The sequence below is a fragment of the Ramlibacter cellulosilyticus genome, from assembly GCF_014297465.1.
Taxonomy (GTDB): Bacteria; Pseudomonadota; Gammaproteobacteria; order Burkholderiales; family Burkholderiaceae_C; genus Ramlibacter; species Ramlibacter cellulosilyticus.
Genome location: NZ_JACORT010000003.1, coordinates 433,792 through 451,184, shown reverse-complemented (window position 1 = coordinate 451,184; position 17,393 = coordinate 433,792). Strand labels below are relative to the sequence as shown.

Below are 17,393 nucleotides of genomic sequence, written 5' to 3'. Positions count from 1 at the left end.
GCGTTCAGTCGAAGTGGAAGCGCACGTCGCGTCCTGCGGCAGGGATCCAGCCGGGATCGCGGTCGAGGCCGGCCATGCGCACGGCGAGGGGAAGGTCCGCGAGCGCCATGTGCACGTCGAGGCGGTCGGCCGATGCGCGCACGCGCCCGGGCACGCGCAGGACGAGCGCAACGGCCCGCGTCGGCGGCAGGTCCAGTGCCAATGCGAGGCGCAGGCGCAGCAAGGGCCAGGGCGTGTCCTGCACATTCGCGAGCGGCACCTCTTCCCCCCACGCGGCCCGCAGGAGCCGCGTGCAGGCGTGCCGCCAGTGGCGAGGTCGGCCCGCGTGGTGCCGCAACCAGCCGGCGAGCGGGTCGCGGCGAAATGCGCGGCCTCCCAGCGCATCGCCGGCCGCGAACAGGAAGCGCCAGGGACTGCAGGCCAACCCGGCATGCAGCGGGCGGGTGAAGTCGCCGTACAGGCCGGCTTCGAGCGCGGCGTTCAGCAGGAACAGCAGGCCGGCGAAGCGGGTGTCGATCACGTGCTCCTGCGCGGCCACCGCTGGCGCACCGTCGAGCGCGCGAGCTGCGGCGGGCCCGTGCGGCGGCGCCTCCGGCCCAAGCTGCCCCGGCGCCAAGGTCTCGAATGCGTGCGGAACACCGGCCGGCGCCTCGGCGCCGCCGCGCTGCGCTGGCATTCGATCGAGCGACAGGGTTGCAGGCGGGAGGGGCGCCTGTGCGGCAACGCCGCGGCGCGAGGATGCATGCGCAGGCAGCGCACCCGCGCGCGGGGGCGATGCGATGGACACCGCCGGCCGCACGCCGCGGGGGCCGGTGGATCGCTGCGCGCGACCCGCGGGCTGGGCCTCGCGACCTTCGTGCGAGCGAGAGGCTTGCTGCGGCTCGCGCGGATCCAGGTGCCCTTCGCCGTCCTGGCGGTCCCTCCGCGCCATCGGCAGGCGCAACCCCGCCATCGGGTCCGCGGCCAGGGCGGCCGCGAGCCGCTGCAGGCATTCCTCCGCGCGCTGGGGAGTGCGCCGCGGCTTGCGCAGCAAGGCAGACGCGGCACGCTGCCGCACGTCGCGCGGCGCCGGTGGCACCCGCCCTGCTTCCGGCCCGGCTTCCGCAGTATCCGCCCACTGCAGCACCTCCGGCGCGACGGGGAACACCTGCGCCAGCGCACCCAGCAGTGCACGCCGTTCGCTCGGCGTCCACTGCGCGAACCACGCAACAGCGGCGGCCTCGCCCAGCCTCAGGACCGCACGCGGCACGGCGCGCGGCTCGGCCATCCACCGGGCGCGTGCAGCCGCCGGCGCAACCATCGGCAGCACCAGCCGCCACCACCAGCACAGCGCGAGCCGGCCAGCCAGCGCGTCCTGTGCCAGGCACGCAAGCAGCTCGGCCTCGTCCGCGAACCACACGACGTCGCCCGACTCTCCCCGCGCGGGGCGCGCCGCGGCACCGAGTGCTGCCGCGAGCGGCGCATGGCGCACCTGCGCGTCGCGGCTGGTGACCTGCGACCAGCGTGCCCGCATGCGGCGGACCACCACGATCGCCTCGCGCGGCAGGCCGTGCCGCGCCGGGTCGGCGTCCGCCAGCCAGCGCTCCAGCCGCTCGCGCGCGGTCGGCCGTCCGGCGAGGTGCGCCGGCAGGCGCGCGGTGCGGATCGCATGCGCACGCGCGGTCATCGCACCGCCCCTCGAAAGTGGGGCGGGGCCATCATGGCCACCGCCCCGGCGTGCGCGGGATTCGAACCCGCTCGGCAAGTTTCCGCGTGCGTTCCGTCGTCCTCACGGATCGACGCGCAACGTTTCCAATCACCTGCTTCACCTACCGCGGCATGCACGCACAAACAGTCCATGGCCTCACTCCGGCACGTTGTCCGCCTGCCGCAGGGTGTCCATGAGGTTGCCCTGCGCCTTGAGCAGGGTGCCCACGCCTTCGCCCAGATTGCAGGCGACCTGCCACAGGCAGGACTCCCGCCCGGGGACCTCCCCCGCGCTGGCGATCTCGATGCCGATGCTGGTGTTGACGAAATGGTTGTCGCGCACCAGCAGGCGCGGGCCGTAGACGCCGTACAGCAGCAGGCCGCGGCCGCCGCCGGGCGTGGCCTTCTTCCGCCGCGCCTTCGGCTTCAGGTTGGTGCCGACGGCCATGCCGATCTCCGGGCGAGCAACGGCCCCGACCGAGACATGGTTGGCCTGCACCCGCACCGACTGCGCATTGCCCACGAACATCCCGTCGTAGCGCGACGTGCCTTGCGCCGCCTTCTTGCCGCGTTCCCAGTCCGGCGGCACGACCAGCACGATGCGGTTGCCCGAGAGCACGACGTGGTCCGCCTGCAGGGCGGATTCGTCCTCCCCGTCCGAAAGGCCGACGGCGATGCCGCGGCTGCCCAGCCCGACGAGGTTGTCCTCGACGCGCACCTCCAGCGCGACCTGTCCCGCCACGACGATGCCGCAGCCCATCGCCTCGTCGGTGTCCGTGGCGAACACCATGTTGTGGCGCGCCACGATCCAGTGGCACCCGATGCAGCCGAGGCCTTCCTGCCCCGCGCCCACGCGCAGCTCGCACTCCGACACGTGCACCCGCGTGGGCCCTTCCGTGCCGGCCGAACGCTTCTCGCGGTTCATCACGGTGATCGCACGCGCCATGAGCGAATCGGCGCCTTCGCAGCTCGCCGTGACGCGCTCGATGCGCACGCTGGGCGTGTCGAGGACCGTCAGCGCGCCGAGCAGGCCCACGCCCTCGCCTGCCTTGCCTTCGGCAGGTTCGCCACCGGCCACCGCGAGGTCGCTCACGGTCACCGAGCGGCAGCGCTCGATGCGCAGCGCCGCTTCGCCGGCACGGCAGCGCAGCAGCGACCCGGCGCCATGGCCGCGGATCTGCACGTCGCCCGCCCGCGCGAGGACCAGGGGCCGCTCGAGGTCCAGGATGCCGCTCTCGATGCAGAGCGCCACCTCGTCGTTGCCGGACAGCCGCTCGAACAAGGCGCGCGCGGCGTCTTCGCCCAGCTCGGGACGGAGCACGACCTGCGCGCACGTTCGCCTGGCGAGCTTGTCCAGTGCGAGCTGCACGTCGTCCACGCCGGGAAGGCCCGCACGCTCGCCGTCGAGCCAGACCTCCTCCGCGTGCCGCATGCGGGCGGCGTTGCGCACGAACAGGCGCGGGCCGCTGCTGCCCAGGCGGAACACGCGCAGGCCGCGCGAGCCGCTCGCGAGCGGCAGGGGATCGCGGCGCAGGGCCTCGGCGACGACGCCGGGCGCGTCCGCCGGCGCCAGCACCACTTCCTTCTGCGGCGCCTGCCCGCCGAGGAAGGTTCGCCAGTCGATCGTCGTCCCCGCCACTTCGAGGAATCCCGCCGGCGGCAGCCACCGGAACCATTCGTTCGCGCGAAGGGTCGCGAGCGCGCCCGAAGGCAGGTCGGACAGGTGCTGCTGGAACTGTGCCAGCCGCGCCTGCGCGAGTGCCTCGCCGCGCGCGCCCGCCCACGCGCCCCACGCCTGCGAAGCGAGCGACGCACCCACCTGCCGCCGCACGGCCCACGTATCCACGAAGGCAACGCCACTGGCCGCATTCAGGAAGACGAGCGCGAGCGGCACGTCGCATGCGGAGAGGCCGCGCGTGGCCATGTCGGCCAGCAGGCCGGGGGCTTCGTCCTCGCCGGGATCCTGCCCACTCTCCGCACCCCAGCGCAAGGACGCGACCGCGCGCGCGTGCGCTTCGCCGCGGGCGCGCTGGCCGAAGCAGGCGGCGGCCGCTTCGCTGCGCAGGAGGGACACCGCCTTGTCGGCGGCGACGTCGGTGTCGAGTGCGTGCGCCTGCAGCACGTCCGAAGGAACGCGCAGCAGCCGGAACTGGACGCCTTCGACCACCGCGTCGGAATTGCAGCGCGCGTTGCCGGGTTCCAGCGCCAGCACCTCGGCGCGCCCCTCCGGTTGCAGGGCCGGCGCGAGCGCCAGCACGTAGAGCCCGTCGCCCGCGACGTAGCTGCCGCCGGTGAGCACGGCGCAGGCGCCGAAGCCGCCCGCCGTCGCGGGCGCTTCCTCGTCCTCCGGGACGAGGGCGAGCACCTGGTCGTTGCCGAGGCACAGGGCCTGCCCTTCCCCGTTCAGCGCGAGGCCGGCACGCACCGTGAGCCGCCGCGCCGTGCCTGCGCCCGAGCGCTCGACGCCCAGGCCTTGCACCACGCCGCCGCCGATCGCCTGGCCGAGCCGCGCGTCGCCCTCGCGCCGGGCCTGCTGGTCGCGCGCCATGTCGCGGCTCGTGACGAGCCGGCCGTTGAAGAAGTTGACGGCGCGGATGCCCTGCTCCAGCAAGGGCATGCCGGCGCGTACCGCGGTATCGGCGGCCATCTACGCCTCCTTGCCGAAGCGGCTCACTTCGAGCTGCAGCCCGAAGGGCATCGCGGTCCTGGTGAAGTCGTCGTCCGGCACCAGCAGCACGGTGAAGGCGAGCTGCATGCGCGGCGCGCGCACCGCCACACCGAGGGTGCTGGTCTCGCGGATCAGCTCCGGCCGCACGACGGGACCGGCGACGGGCGCGAGCGTGACCACGGGCGGGCGCAGCGTGGCGACGGGTGGGGTCGTGATGGGTCCCACCGTCACGCCGGGTGCGGGAGGACGCGTCAGCGTAGGTGTCGGCGCCGGCGTGGTCGTGGGGGTCGGCGATGGTGTCGGGGCGCGCGTGGGGGTCGGGGTGGGGGTCGGGGCCGGCGCGGGCGTTGGCGTGCTCGTGGGCGTGGGCGCCGGGGTCGGGGTGATGGGTCCCGCGGTGACGCCGCCCAGGAGGTAGACGCGGAACCCGAACGGCGTCTTCGGCAGCCACACCGGCGTGAGCTTGACCACGTGGCCGACGAAGGGCTTCACCTCGTCGACCATCACGACGAAATGCAGTTGCGCCCGCGTCGACGATTGCATCTGGATCGCCGTGCCCGCGAAGTCGATGGCGCCGTAGCGCTGCGTGATCTTGCCGCCTGGGGTGCGCCCCGCCGCGGGCATCAGCAGCGAGAGTTCCACCTCCGCGGCGGCCACGATCTCGTAGGCGGCCTTGTTGCCACGGGCGACGGACTGCTGCTGCGGCGGGGCGGGTGGCACAGGGAGGGGCCGCGGCATCCATTGCCCGCCGTGCAGGGTGAGCACCTGGCCTTCCACGAGCGGGCTGCCGTGCACGAGCGGCACGCCTTGCAGGCTCTGGATGGCGGCGGCGTCCATCGTTCCCGACAGGTCGCCTCCCAGCTCGGGCAAGGGGCGCGGCACCCAGATGCCGCCGTCCAGCGTCAGCACGTCGCCCTCGGCCAGCGGGCTGGTCGCTTCCAGCCGCGTCCCTTGCAGGGACTCGATGCGTGCGTCTTCCAGCGTGCCGGAGAGGTCGCCGCCGAGCGCGGGCAGCACCGGCGTGCCGTGGGTGTGGTCCTCGCGCGAGAAGCGCAGCGCATGGCCGGCGCCGGGCGGCTGGCCGAAGGACGTCTCGCTCACCACGGTGTCGGCAGGATCGGGCACCGGATGGCGCGCGACGAGTTCCTGCACCATGCGCAGGCTCAGGAGGTACGGCCGGCGCCCTTCCTCGACGTCGACCCAGCCGACTTCCCTGCCGTCGACCGTGCGCGACTCCAGCACCCAGCCGCCGGAGTCCACCAGGTGCAAACCGAGCTCGGCGAGCAGCACCGCATCGTCCTTGGGCGCGATGGGCTCGGCATGGCAGCCGCAATCCGCGCGCGCCATCCACAGCGGCCGCAGCTCCGTGACCCACAGGCGCAGCGCCGTGGCGAACAGCTCCTCGGTGGTTCCCGCCGGCGCCTCGCCGCTCATGTAGTCGGAAGGCCAGGTCGGCGGCGACGTGGGCGGCGAATCGGGCTCCAGCCACGCGCGCGCCGCCTCGCGCACGGCGTCCGTGAGCTGGTCGGCCGTGAGCACGGGCGAAGACGGCGCGAGCGGCAGGTTCAGCAACCAGGCCACGAAGTCGCGCAAGGCATCCTCTTCGCGCTGCGGCGGCGGCTGCAGGCGCAGCTCCAGCCGGAAACCGTCCGCCACGCGCGAGGGCTGCATGAGGTCGCTGTCGTCGCGGCACGGCTCGCCCGGGATCGGCACGTTGTCGGTGAGGCACTCCGCATGCGAGAGCACGACGTAGATGGAGCGCAGCATCCGGCCCGAGCTGTCCGTGCCGAGGTCCGCGCGATGGGTCCGCACCCAGTCCGTCAGGCTCGCGCACTGGTCGGACGAGATGCACACCGGCGTGCCCGACGGCATCCAGGCCATGCCCGGCGTGACGCGCAGGCGCGTGCCGTCCTGCCCCTGGGCATCCCTTCCGTTCTCGACGAGCACGCGCAGCCCGTGCGCCGTGCCGTAGCCGAGGAGTTCGCGCGCGAGCTCCCGGTTGCGCGCGAGGTGGTACGCGGACTCCTGCACGAAGTCGTCGACCCCGAGCAGCATGCCCAGCGTGTAGTTGACGCGCTTGCACGGGTCCGCCGCTTCGGCGCCGGGGCCCGTCTCGTTCGCTGTGCAGCATCCCATGACACTCTCCTCGTTCAGCAGGCCAGCACGAGCCGGTCGCCATCCGACTGTTTCCCGAACGCGATGCGGCTCGCCCCCACCTGGCCCTGCGCCACCACGAGCTGCGGCGCCAGCGACGGGGCGCGGCTGCCTTCGCCCAGCAGCGTGTCGAGCCCGAGCCGCGCGAAGCCGGTGCGGAACAGCGCCCAGTACGGGCCGACGTCGAACACGGTGTGCGCGGGCTTCTCCAGCGCCACCACGCGGCGCGCCCAGTCCATCCGGCCCGCGAGCACCTCGGCCCGCTCCAGTGGCCCGCTGGTGGGCACCAGCACCAGGAAGCGGTGCGCGGCGGCCGCCATCGGTTCCAGGCGCGTCTCGAACAAGGCCCAGTCCGCGAGCGCGTGCTGTGCCCGCGGCAGCACCGCCGGTGCGGGCACCAGGTCGAAGGCGGGCCAGTTCGCGGCCCACGCACGCGCGTAGGCGTCGATGCGCCCGTAGCGGCGCGCGAGGAAGGCCTGCCAGCGTGCGAGCCAGCGGCGCAGGTCGCGCGGCAGGCCTTGCGTGACGAAGCGGCGCCACAGCGCCTGGGCATTCGCGTTCGCGGGCCAGTCGCGCGGCAGCTCCGGGCCGAGGCCATGGCGGTCCGCCTCCGGCAGCGCGGTGACCGTCGCGGCCCAGCGCGCGCGCAGCGCCTCCGCGAGCTGCGGCACGGCACCGAGCTGCGCCGCGCAGAAGCGCTGCCACGCGGCAGCGACCGTGGCGTCTGGCGGGGGCACGGGCGCGAAGGCCTGGCTGTCCGCGTCCTCGAACCCTTCATCAGCGAGCGCGGCGCGGAAGCGGCGGTCGAGGCCTTCCGGCCCTTCCTGCACCGACCAGCGATCTCCGGGCTGCACGCGCCGCGGCGCATCGACCACGGTTTCGCCGAGCAGGGCGCGCGGCAGCCGGCGCGCGAGGAAGCGCTCCACGATGCGCACCCCGCGCGGCTGCTGCTGCGAGCGCTGCGGCAGCGCGAAGTCCTCGGGACGCACGCAGTCGGAGAGCACGAGCTCGGTGACCAGGCGCAGGCCTTGCGTCGTGCCGCGGTAGCGGAACAGCGGCACCGCGAAGCGGATCAGCTCGCGCTTGCGGTCCGGCGACACGGCAGGGTCGAGCACCAGGCCCAGCCAGCCGGCGAGCCAGTCCAGCGTCTCGGCCGGCGCGGTGCGCACGTCGAACAGGGCCGCTGCCGCGGCGATGCGGTCTTCCAGCGCCGTGAACATGCCTTCGAAGTTGGCGAGGAAGCGCTCGAGGAAATCGAAGGAAGCTTCGTCCTCGCGGTACACCGCCGGCAGGTAGCGCCGCGCGTACGAGAAGCGCGGGGACCAGGCCCGCAGCGCGAACAGGCGCGGCGTCGCGAGTTCGTCGGCGCTGTCGACCACCACGTGCAGCTGCAGGTAGCGCCCGCGGGCGCGCTGCAGCAGCAGCTCCCAGGCACCGCGGCCATGCGCGGCATCGGTGCGCACGGTGGGCCCGTCCTGCAGCCAGGGCAGTTCACTCCCGTCGGGGCGCAGCACCGGCAGCGGCTCGCTGCGATACGGCTGGTCCGGCAGTTCCAGCGCGAGGTCCGAGGCACGCGTCGCGATGCGCACCTGGCTGCCGGGCGGGATGCAGCCGTCGACCACCACGCGGTGCCAGGTGCACGCGGGCTCGCCGCTGTCGAAGACCGGCGTCTCGAACTCTCCGGTGGGCGCGTAGCGCGGCCGGCGCTCGCGCACGAGCGGCAGCCACACGCCGGCGCCGTCGTACAGCAGGCCCGTGTCCTCCGGCATGGCGACCGGCCCGTCGGGACGGCGACGCACCAGCCCCTTGCCGGCGAAGCGGCGCATGGGCAGGAAGCTGCGCACCGGCTTCAGGCGCAGCGTGCCGTCGTCCTCTTCCACGAGGTCGAAGGCGAAGCACTGGTTGCCTTCGTGCGAGGCGACGACGATGCGTTCGGGCTGGTCGTCGGCGACGACGGCGAGCGCCGCGTCATGGCCGCGCAGCACGAAGCCCTCGCGCTCGTCGGCATCGAGCACGTCCAGGATGCAGCGGGTGGAGAGCCGCGCGCGCAGCGCACCGGCTTCATAGAAGGACAGGAGTGCGAAGCCATCGGCGCCCTCCCCGTCCAGGACGAGCACGGAGTGGTCGCGCAGCACGGCGAGCGCCACGGGGTCGCCGCCTCCCGCCGCGTCCACGACGAGGGCGAACCAGGGCTGCCGCGGCGCAGGGGCGGCTGGCGTGCGATCGTCCTCGCCGGTGAAATCGTCCGGCTGCGACGCATCGGCCGCTTCGACCGGGAACACGGCATGCATGCCCAGGCGCCGGTCCAGCAGCCAGACGCGCGCGTGCGTGCGATCGAGCACGGCCACGCCGCCGCCCGGACGCGACGCGATCGCGAACGGCTCGAAGGGCCAGTGCCGCGGCCAGCGCACCGGCAGCGGCGGGCCGCCCGCGAGCAGGTCGTACACGCGCAGCCCACCGGCCGTGACGAGGGTGCCCGTGGCGTCCCGCTCCGGCAACACGCCGGCCACGAGGTGGTGCTGGGCCGTCACCGCGAGGCCGCGCAACACCCGCGTACGGGCGACGGGGGCGGTGAGTGGCGCGAAGTCGCCCTCGCCCGCGGCTTCGGGCGCGTCCTCCGCCAGCGAGTGCAATGCGGGCACGAGCCCGTCGCGCGCCAGCACCTCGATGCGCGCGCCGCCCTGCGCGATCCAGTACACGTTGCCGAACGCATCGCTGGCCGCGCCGAGCCGGCGCGCCGCGTCGGCGGGCGTATCGGTCGGTGCGGCACGGAAGCGCGCGACCCGCGGCGCCAGCGTGAGGCTCTGCGACTCGGGCTCGAACACCAGCGACTCGGCCTCGTCCTCGTCGGACCAGATGGCTGCCAGCGGCCGCAGGCTGCCATCCGCGGCCGGCGCACGGCAGCGGCCCCAGTCCGGCTCGCCGAGCAGGAGTTCGAAGCGGGAGCCGTTGGCGTCCTTCATCAGCACTCCTGCGGCACCACGGGCACCGGCACGACGCGGCGCGGCTGGCCGTTGGCGCCGGTCCCGGTCGTGTCCCCGCTGGTGCGGCCACGCAGCGCGTCCAGCGGCTGGGCGCTGCCGGCCTCCACGGCGAGGCCCGCGACCCGCGGCAGCTGCAGTCCCGCCATGGGGACTTCGGGCATGTCGCCTTCGGACCCGCGCGAGAGCAGCAGTTCGTCCACGCGCAGCACGCCCGGTTCGCGGCTCGCCTCCGCGAGCAGCTCGAGCCGGTGCACCGACTTGCGCAAGGGCCAGCCGTCCTCCATGCCGGGCAGCGCGAGGGCGCTGTTGCCCTCCTCGCGCGCACGTTCCGCATCGCGCGCCGGCGCGAGGTATTCCAGCAGCCGCCGCTTCACCCTGTCGCGCACGTCGGGCACGGTGAAACCGCCGGCCACCGTGATGCCGAGCGAGATCCACACGTCCTGGTAGTCGGGACCGCGCAGCACCAGCTCGGTGGTCACCAGGCGGCGGGGATCGAGGTGGCGGCACAGCGCGTCCAGCAGGGCGCGATCGGGCGCGGGCGCCAGCGGGTCGCGCGGATCGTTGCGCGGCACGACCATCAGCGTGACCGCCCCGGGGGCGTCGCCGGGCTCGCTCGCGCCGAGGTCGGGATGATAGGCAGGGAGGACTTCCACGCGCGCCAGGTCGACGCCGGGCGCGCGCCGGGCGATCTCGACGAAATCGTCGGCCGTCACGAGCCGATCCTGGTGGCGGATGAAGTGCGCCACGCGGCGCTCGCCGTCGGCCACGTCTTCCTTGTCCGCGCCGCCCCAGGTGGGCACGGGGTTGTCCGCCTTCATGCCGGGCGGCAGCGCGGGGCCGCCAGTGATCGCGTGCTCGGGCACGTTGCCCAGCGCGCCGTCGCAGGTGTCGTAGTGCGCCACGAGCCGGGCACCCGCCGCCGGCCGCCGGCCGCGCAGGCCGTCGCCGAAGCGCAGCACGCCGGCCTCTTCGTCGACGAGGAACACCTCGGCGGGCCGCGGGTCGCGCCACGCCTGACCCGGTGCACGGCGGCTGTCCGCCGCGCGCACTTCAGGGCCGGCCGCCATGAGGTCGTCGATGGCTTGCCAGGCCTGCGTGGTGCCGCCCTGCAGCACGTCGAGGCGCACGGAGCCTTCGACGACGCCGGCACGCGCGAGCCGGAACACCTGGTCGGTGCGGCCGTCGCCTTCGCCGAGCAGTTCGTTGCGCACGGCGACGCGTTGCTCGACGCGCGCGGCATTCACGCCGGCCCACAGGAAGCGCGCGCGCGCCGAGGCGGAGGGCACGACGCGCAGCCACGTGAGCACGCGGTCCGCGAGCGCGGAGTCCTCGATGGCCGGCGGGAAGTCGCCGACGCCCGCTTCCAGCGGATCGAGGTCGCGCCAGGTGTCGATCTGCGCCGCAGCGGCCGGCATGGGGATCTCGACGACCGCGGGCCCGGCGAGCACGTCTTCGCTGCTGCGCGCGTCGCGCACGCGGTACGCGGGCTGCCGCAGGCCGTCGCCGCCGGGCGAGGTCGCGTCCACGGCAGGCAGTTCGTAGCGCACCAGCGCGCTGGCGGCATCGTGCCCGCCGGCGCCGGTGGTGCCCAGCGTCTTCGGCACGTCGTCGACAGAGGGCACGAGGCCGAGCGACAGGGTGCGCCCGGCGAGCTGCGCGCGGACGGCGTCCGGGTCGGAACCCTTGGGCCGCAACAGCGCGATCCACAGCGCGCCGTCCACGGTGTCGCGCGCGAGGTCGACGATGCTGCGCGCGTCCAGCGCCCGCGTCTCGTACATGGTGAGGTCCGCGTCGGGCGACTGCGCCTGCGCCGCCGTGTACAGCAGGCGGTAGTACTCCGTCTCCGCGTCGTCGGGCGTGACCGCGAACTTGACGTAGGCCCGCGCCTCCACCGGCAGCACGTCGATGCCGTCGCGCATGCGGAAGGCGACCTGCCCCGCGCGCAGCTCGGTGCCGGGCAGCACGGTCTCCGTGCGCGGGTCGGGACGCTCGCTGCGCAGGGTCACGAGCCCGCGCGCCGGCGCCGCGGGCGCGAGCGGCAGGCCCAGCAGGCGCAGGAACTTGCCGCGGCTCACCTCGGGCACGCGGTTGGCGCGGTACAGGAGGCTTTCCGTGAGGAAGGCGAACAGCTCGACGAGCGTCACGCCGGGGTCGCTCTCCCCGAGCTGCGTCCATTCGGGCGTGTGCACGGGCACGCGTGCCAGCGCGTCGCGCACCAGGTCCTGGTAGCGGCGGTCGTCGATGACGGGCGTGTTGAGCGGCATGGCTCAGGCGCTCCCGCCGGAAGCGACCGGCACGGCGAGCGACACGCGCTCCAGTGCCTGGGTCGCCACGAGGCGATAGGTGATCGTCGCGATGCACGCGTGCGGATCGTCGCGGTCCGCGGCGACGTCCACGCCCTGCACGCGCACGCGCGGCTCCCACTGCGCCAGCGCATCCTTGATGCGTTCGGCGATCTGCGCGTGCGTCGCGACGATGTTCGGTTCGAACAGGAAGCGGCCCAGCCCCGCGCCGAAGCGCGGCAGGCGCAGCCGCTCGCCCGGCTCCGTCATGAGCACGACCCGCATGGATTCGCGGATGTTGTCCTCGCCCGCCGACCATGCGATGCGCCCGTCCGGCTGCACGCGCGGCGGGAAGCCCATGCCCTGGCCGTAGACGCGGGAGGCTTCCATCACTTGCGCCCCTTGAAGCCCGGCAGCGGGAAGCACATGATGAAGTACGGCATCCAGCGGAAGAAGTAGTCGAGGATGCTGACGATGATCATCAGCAGCAGCAGCGCGCACAGCGTGACGATCGGGATCGACAGCGAGCACATCACGCCCAGCGGCTGCCCGCCGGCCGTGCAGTCGCCCTTCTCCGGCATGCTCAGGTCCTTGTGGAAGGGCCAGGGCAGCACGCTGAGCACCAGGTCGGCCAGGGTGATGCCCTTCATGCGATCGACCTGGCCGCACAGCATGTCGGACAGCATGAAGGCCGTGTTCTTGTCGAACTTGCGCAGGCCGGCGGGACTGATGTCCACCGGCAGGCCGATGCGGATCGGGCGCGCGGGCGCGTCCGGGTCGAAGAAGCCGGCCATCTGGAACAGGCGCGTCGCGGCGCTCACCACGGGCGCCTGGAACGGCGCACAACCGGGGCACTCGTACACGAGGCGGATCAGGTACCAGCCGTCACGCATGTCGGTGGGCGTCATCGTGGCGAGCGGCGCTTCGGCGACGGGTACGCTGGGGTCGGCTTCGGGCAGCGCCGCGGCGAGCAGGTTCGCCAGCGTGTCGATGCGGGCCTGCACCTTCTCGACGAGGTAGTCGCCGGCGTTCAGCGGCGCCCCGGGCGCGACGGGTTGCAGCGGGCCGAACCACGGGTCGGAGAACAGGAAGAGGAAGTCGGGCCAGTCGGCCGGCACGTCGCCCGATGCCGGCATGTCGTAGGCGCGCGTGGCGGACTCCAGCCGCTCGCGGAACGCACCGATGGCGCCGAGGGCCGCAAGCAGGCTGGTATGCACCTTCGCGGCGGCATACGCGGTCTTCGGGGAGACGAGGCTCGCGACGTCGCCCGGGTCCTTCACGCCCAGGCCGGTGGCGAGCGGCATCGTGCAGCCGTCGAGCGCGTTGCGCAGCGCCGAGGCTTCCGGCGACAGCCCCGTGCCCGCCAGGAACCCTGCGCCCAGGTGTTCGACCAGGAAGTCGCGCAGGTCCAGCAGCAGGTACCAGGACCCGGTCTGCAGGGTGGAGCGCGCCTGGCGCAAGGCCTTCACGCCCTTGGCGTCCAGCGGACCGTTGCGGCTGCCGATCTCGTTCTCGTCGTTCGCCTCGAACAGGAAGTCGGGACGCGCGTTCGCGTAGCTCGACTCCAGCGTCACCCGCATCGCGCGCCCGGCGAGGGCCTTCCACGGACCCAGCACCTGCGTATGGAACAGCGCCACGCGCGGGTCCATGCCCGCGGGCGCGGCGGCACCGGAAGCGCCCTGCTCCCCCACGCGCGTGGCCGCCTGGTAAGCCTCGCGGCGACCGACCGGCACGTTGCCCACGAAGAGGCGCCGGGAGAGCCCGTCGTCCTGCACGAAATGCGAGGGGAACATCGGCAGCCGCTCCTCGCGCGGCTGCACGGTGCGCAGTGCGTCCTCGCGGTCGGCGCGCCCGAGGCTGCGCCAGGTGCCGCCCTTGCCTTGCGGCTCGAAGGCGTGCTCTTCCCATTCCGCGAGGTTCACCGGCTCGGGCAGGCGGTGACCGTGCCTCTGCATGTCCACCGGGAACAGGCGGCGCAGCACGAAGACGACCTTCTGCCGCGCCGGGTCGACCTGCCGGTCCGGCAGCCCCGGCGTGCGGCAGACGAGCGCCCCGCCCACCAGGTAGTGGCGCTGGTGCGCAGGCTGGTACAGCTTGAGGACGGGAGCCGTGGTCGTCGCGGGCGTCGCGGGGGCAGCGGGCCCCGCCTTGCGGCGCACCAGCCGCTCGAGATCGAGCAGCTTGCGCGGCTTCGCCTGCAGCCAGAGCGCGGGATCGGCAGCCTGCGCGCCGACGGGACCGCGCCACGTTTCCCTGTACGCCACGCACTCCGCCAGCGAAGCCGGATCGCGTTCCAGGCGCGCGAGCAGTTCCGCCATGAAGTCGTCGGTCGCGAAGCGCAGGATCTGCGGTTCGCCGAGCGCGTCGGCGGGCGACGATGCCCGGGCCGTTCCCGTCCAGAACGGCTGCGGTGCGGTCCATGCGAGCTCGTGCCGGATCATGCGCGCCTCACCAGATGTTGCCCGCGCCGGGCGTGTACGAACTGCTGATGACGCTGTTGGCGATCACCGTGTCCGCCTGCACGACCCCGGAGAACTTCGACATGCCGGCGTCCACCTGCACCATGCCGGCCGAGACGCTGACCTGGCTCGCCTGCACCGTCACCTTCGCCGAGGCGTTGATGGTGATGCCGGCGCTTTCCAGCTTCACCGAATTGCCGTTGCTGTCCACGATCTCCACGGACCCGGGGCCGTCCTTGAGCGTCACCTTCTGGCCGCCCGGCGTTTCCAGCACGAGGCTCTCCTGCCCGTCCTGGTCGTCCAGCGTGATCTTCACGCCATTGCGCGAGCGGATCACCTTCTTGTAGTTGTTGCCCGCGCCGTCCATGGACTCGGGCGGCGCATCCTGCCCATTCCACAAGGCGCCCAGCACGTAGGGCCGCCGCGGGTCGCCGGCCTCGAAGGCGAGCAGCACCTCGTCGTCCACGTCGGGCACGAACCAGGTGCCGCGGTTGTTCCCGGCCATCAGCGTCGCGAGCCGCGCCCAGAGCTCGCAGGTGGCGCCCTTCGCGTCGGGCGACCACGGCAGCTTGACCTTGATGCGGCCTTGCGCGTCCGGATCCTTGATGTCGGTGACGAGGCCCACGTGCACGCCGTGCCACAGCCCGCCCCAGCCGGCGGCCGTGCGCGCCTGCAGCAGCGCTTCGAGGAGGGGCGGTTCGGCGATGCGCATCACGGGTTTCCGATCCAGGGGCGTTCCACGACGAACTCGGTCCAGAGGCCTTGCGCCAGGTCGAAGCGGTGGCACGCCTCCACCACGCCGTAGGCGCCGGAGAACAAGGGTCCGAGGCCTTGCAACGTGATGCGCCGTCCCACGCGGATGCGCGCGTCGGCATCGGCCATGCCGCGGCCGCGCACGAAGCGCCGCGCGCAGGCGCGCAGGTGCGCCTCGGCCCAGTCGCGGGCCGCGCCGCTGTCGAAAGGCACGGCATGCGCGAACACGTCCTCGCGCTCGCCGAGCGCCTGCTGCAGCAGCTGCGGGCCGCTGGTGCCGCCGCTCGCCTCGGACGCGATCGCGCTGCTGCCCGCGCTCTCGCTCACGGCCTGCTTGGACGAGACGTCCCAGCCCGTGCAGCGCACCGCGGTGCGCTGGTGCGCGAGGTCCGCGCAGACCTCCATCTTGCGCAGGCGCGCGCCGTGCACGAGCTCCAGCTGCGCGTCGGTCCGCGAGGCGCGCTTCGCCGCATGCAGCGTCTTGCCTTCCAGCCAGAGCTCGCCGTCGTTGGCGAACACGCGAGAGCGCAGCAGGGCCAGGTCGCTCTGGTTCACCTGCGCCAGCACCTTGTGCGTGCCGCCGGCGAGATCCACCTGCGGGGTGAGGCCGTGGTCGTTGGCGAGCTGCTGCACCAGGTCGGCATCGCTCACCTGGTCGAACACGCGCGTGCGGCGCGTCATGCGCAGGTCCTGCAGCCGGTCCTCCGCGCGCACGACGATCGTCGGCGGCGCCTGCGGCGGGAAGCGCGCCTCCAGCGCCATGATGCGGCCGTCGAACACGGTGGTGCCGCCGATCTTGACCACGAAGTCCTTGCCGAAGTCCAGCGTCGCGCGGTCGAACCAGAGGAAGCCCGTCCCGCCCTGTGCGTCGCCCCAGTTGCCGAACTCTGCTTCGCAATGCGCGAGGCCGGCCTCCGTCTCGCCGCACGCGAGCCGCAGCAGCCCGGAATCCAGCTTGGGCCTGTCCTCCCCGCCGACGGTGAAGGCCGGCCGGGCGGAGGCGATTGCGGCGCGTCCGTCGTCCATGTCAGTGCGCCCACAGCCGAAGCTGCGCCTCCGAAAGCACGTCGAGCAGGCGGCGCAGGTCTTCCGGCTGCGGCAGCGGCTGCTGTTGCGGGCCGCCTTCCGCTGCCGGCGTGGCCGGCGCGGGCGGCGCGTCGACGGCTTCGAACTCGTTGATCACGACGGGCATCGCGGCTCCTCAGAAAGTCAGGCGCGGGACACGCGCCGAGAGGTCGACCAGCTGGCCGGGTGCGAGCAGCCGCGGGTTCTCGATGCCGTTGGCCGCGGCGATCCCCTGCCAGTCGCCGCTTGCGCCGCCGGCGAGACCTTGCAAGGTGCTGCCCGCGGCCGCCGGCGTGAGCGGCGTGGTGCCCGGCGCGCGCGGCCGCCCCGGCACCCGGCCCGACCCCGTGAAGCTGGAGACCAGGATGGTCTGCTGCGACAGGGTGAGCGAGATGTTCGCGCGCAGCGGCTTGCCTTCGGGCGAGAAGAAGTCGATCGTCTCCTCGATGCCGTCGACGAGCCCGTTGAACAGGAACGAGCCCCAGGCGAAGCGGATGCCCGGCGGCAGGAACTTGGTCGGGTCCGAGCTCGCCTCCTGCGGCGTGATGAAGTAGATGACTTCCTGCGTCAGGCGGCGCACGTCGTCCACGCGATCGCCGCCCTCGCCCGCCGCGTTCGCGTCGAACCAGAGTTGCACCGCCAGCTTGGTCGTTCCCGTGCCCACGAACTGGCGGCCCTGCGTGCCCTGCGACTGGTCGCCCGAGCCCCCGCCGCTGCTGCCCGCGTTGCTGCTCGTGCTGCTGTTCTGGACCTGGTTGGAGAAGCTGAGCTTGAGCGACTCCGGGTTGAACTGCACGGTGACGGTCTTGCCGCCCGGCTTCGGATCCTTCAGCGCTTCGTCGAGCTCGACGAGCTGCGCCTTCGCGGTGTTGCGCGGTTCGGCCATTCAGCCTCCTGCCTTGACGGTGAAGCACTCGTAGGCGAGCTGCAGTTCCTCGACCGCCACCCCGCCGTCCTTCGCGTTCAGGGCCGGCACCTTCAGCTTCACCGGCAGGCAGCGCTCCAGCACCACGCGGGCGCGCTCGGTGCTGCCGTCCGCTGCGTAGAGCACCACCTCGGCCTGCGCGCGCAGGCCCGGATCGGCGACGCTGTCGGCCATCCACTTCCACAGCTGCAGGCTCGCCGCGGTCATCCCGCGCTTGAGCGTGAGCTGCCCGAAGGTCGCGGGCCCGGCGAGGCGCACCTGCCGGTCGTTGCTGCCGCCTTCGCGGATGGTCTTCACGTCCATGCCCATCTCGAGGCCGTCGCACTCCGCGAACGCGGCGCTCACCAGCGGCGACGAGGCGCCGTCCGGCACGATCTCGACCGCGAAGTTGAACGAGGTGAAAGGCGTCGCGGCCAT

Annotated in this window: 12 protein-coding genes; all 12 read right to left on the bottom strand. The window is 73.4% G+C overall.

Annotated features, from left to right (window positions below; genetic code table 11):
* Positions 1–4: 4 nt before the first annotated feature.
* Positions 5–1,666: a hypothetical protein gene (locus H8N03_RS10820; RefSeq protein ID WP_187076172.1), complete on the bottom strand. Its 1,662-nt coding sequence runs from the start codon at positions 1,664–1,666 to the stop codon at positions 5–7.
* Between the two features lie 177 nt (positions 1,667–1,843).
* A complete protein-coding gene (locus H8N03_RS10815) occupies positions 1,844–4,333 on the bottom strand; it encodes a hypothetical protein (protein ID WP_187076171.1) in 2,490 nt (829 codons plus the stop codon).
* Positions 4,334–6,490, bottom strand: a complete 2,157-nt coding sequence (locus H8N03_RS10810) for a hypothetical protein (RefSeq protein ID WP_187076170.1) — start codon at positions 6,488–6,490, stop codon at positions 4,334–4,336. It lies immediately after the preceding gene.
* 14 nt (positions 6,491–6,504) lie between these two features.
* Positions 6,505–9,471 (bottom strand): phage tail protein, encoded by a 2,967-nt coding sequence (locus H8N03_RS10805; RefSeq protein ID WP_187076169.1) that lies wholly within the window; start codon positions 9,469–9,471, stop codon positions 6,505–6,507.
* Positions 9,471–11,756 carry a baseplate J/gp47 family protein gene (locus H8N03_RS10800; protein ID WP_187076168.1) on the bottom strand — a complete coding sequence of 762 codons (2,286 nt, stop codon included), beginning with the start codon at positions 11,754–11,756 and terminating at the stop codon, positions 9,471–9,473. Before H8N03_RS10800 ends, H8N03_RS10805 begins: the two co-directional genes overlap by 1 nt.
* 3 nt (positions 11,757–11,759) lie before the next feature.
* Complete coding sequence (locus tag H8N03_RS10795) at positions 11,760–12,164, bottom strand: GPW/gp25 family protein (RefSeq protein ID WP_187076167.1); 405 nt, start codon at positions 12,162–12,164, stop codon at positions 11,760–11,762.
* A complete protein-coding gene (locus H8N03_RS10790) occupies positions 12,164–14,215 on the bottom strand; it encodes a hypothetical protein (protein ID WP_187076166.1) in 2,052 nt (683 codons plus the stop codon). The genes H8N03_RS10795 and H8N03_RS10790 overlap by 1 nt, the downstream gene beginning before the upstream one ends.
* A 7-nt stretch (positions 14,216–14,222) precedes the next feature.
* Complete coding sequence (locus tag H8N03_RS10785; protein WP_187076165.1) at positions 14,223–14,945, bottom strand: phage baseplate assembly protein V; 723 nt, start codon at positions 14,943–14,945, stop codon at positions 14,223–14,225.
* On the bottom strand, positions 14,945–16,012 hold the full coding sequence (locus tag H8N03_RS10780) for a phage late control D family protein (protein WP_187076164.1): 1,068 nt from the start codon (positions 16,010–16,012) through the stop codon (positions 14,945–14,947). Before H8N03_RS10780 ends, H8N03_RS10785 begins: the two co-directional genes overlap by 1 nt.
* A gap of 1 nt (position 16,013) precedes the next feature.
* Positions 16,014–16,178: a hypothetical protein gene (locus H8N03_RS10775; RefSeq protein WP_187076163.1), complete on the bottom strand. Its 165-nt coding sequence runs from the start codon at positions 16,176–16,178 to the stop codon at positions 16,014–16,016.
* Between the two features lie 9 nt (positions 16,179–16,187).
* Positions 16,188–16,937: a CIS tube protein gene (locus tag H8N03_RS10770; protein ID WP_187076162.1), complete on the bottom strand. Its 750-nt coding sequence runs from the start codon at positions 16,935–16,937 to the stop codon at positions 16,188–16,190.
* Positions 16,938–17,393, bottom strand: a complete 456-nt coding sequence (locus H8N03_RS10765; RefSeq protein WP_187076161.1) for a phage tail protein — start codon at positions 17,391–17,393, stop codon at positions 16,938–16,940. It lies immediately after the preceding gene.

What these genes read in the sequence shown, in the direction of transcription:
- H8N03_RS10820 (WP_187076172.1), bottom strand. Translation starts at nt 1,666, where the DNA reads ATGACCGCGCGTGCGCATGCGATCCGCACCGCGCGCCTGCCGGCGCAC.
- H8N03_RS10815 (WP_187076171.1), bottom strand. Translation starts at nt 4,333, where the DNA reads ATGGCCGCCGATACCGCGGTACGCGCCGGCATGCCCTTGCTGGAGCAG.
- H8N03_RS10810 (WP_187076170.1), bottom strand. Translation starts at nt 6,490, where the DNA reads ATGGGATGCTGCACAGCGAACGAGACGGGCCCCGGCGCCGAAGCGGCG.
- H8N03_RS10805 (WP_187076169.1), bottom strand. Translation starts at nt 9,471, where the DNA reads ATGAAGGACGCCAACGGCTCCCGCTTCGAACTCCTGCTCGGCGAGCCG.
- H8N03_RS10800 (WP_187076168.1), bottom strand. Translation starts at nt 11,756, where the DNA reads ATGCCGCTCAACACGCCCGTCATCGACGACCGCCGCTACCAGGACCTG.
- H8N03_RS10795 (WP_187076167.1), bottom strand. Translation starts at nt 12,164, where the DNA reads ATGGAAGCCTCCCGCGTCTACGGCCAGGGCATGGGCTTCCCGCCGCGC.
- H8N03_RS10790 (WP_187076166.1), bottom strand. Translation starts at nt 14,215, where the DNA reads ATGATCCGGCACGAGCTCGCATGGACCGCACCGCAGCCGTTCTGGACG.
- H8N03_RS10785 (WP_187076165.1), bottom strand. Translation starts at nt 14,945, where the DNA reads ATGCGCATCGCCGAACCGCCCCTCCTCGAAGCGCTGCTGCAGGCGCGC.
- H8N03_RS10780 (WP_187076164.1), bottom strand. Translation starts at nt 16,012, where the DNA reads ATGGACGACGGACGCGCCGCAATCGCCTCCGCCCGGCCGGCCTTCACC.
- H8N03_RS10775 (WP_187076163.1), bottom strand. Translation starts at nt 16,178, where the DNA reads ATGCCCGTCGTGATCAACGAGTTCGAAGCCGTCGACGCGCCGCCCGCG.
- H8N03_RS10770 (WP_187076162.1), bottom strand. Translation starts at nt 16,937, where the DNA reads ATGGCCGAACCGCGCAACACCGCGAAGGCGCAGCTCGTCGAGCTCGAC.
- H8N03_RS10765 (WP_187076161.1), bottom strand. Translation starts at nt 17,393, where the DNA reads ATGGCCGCGACGCCTTTCACCTCGTTCAACTTCGCGGTCGAGATCGTG.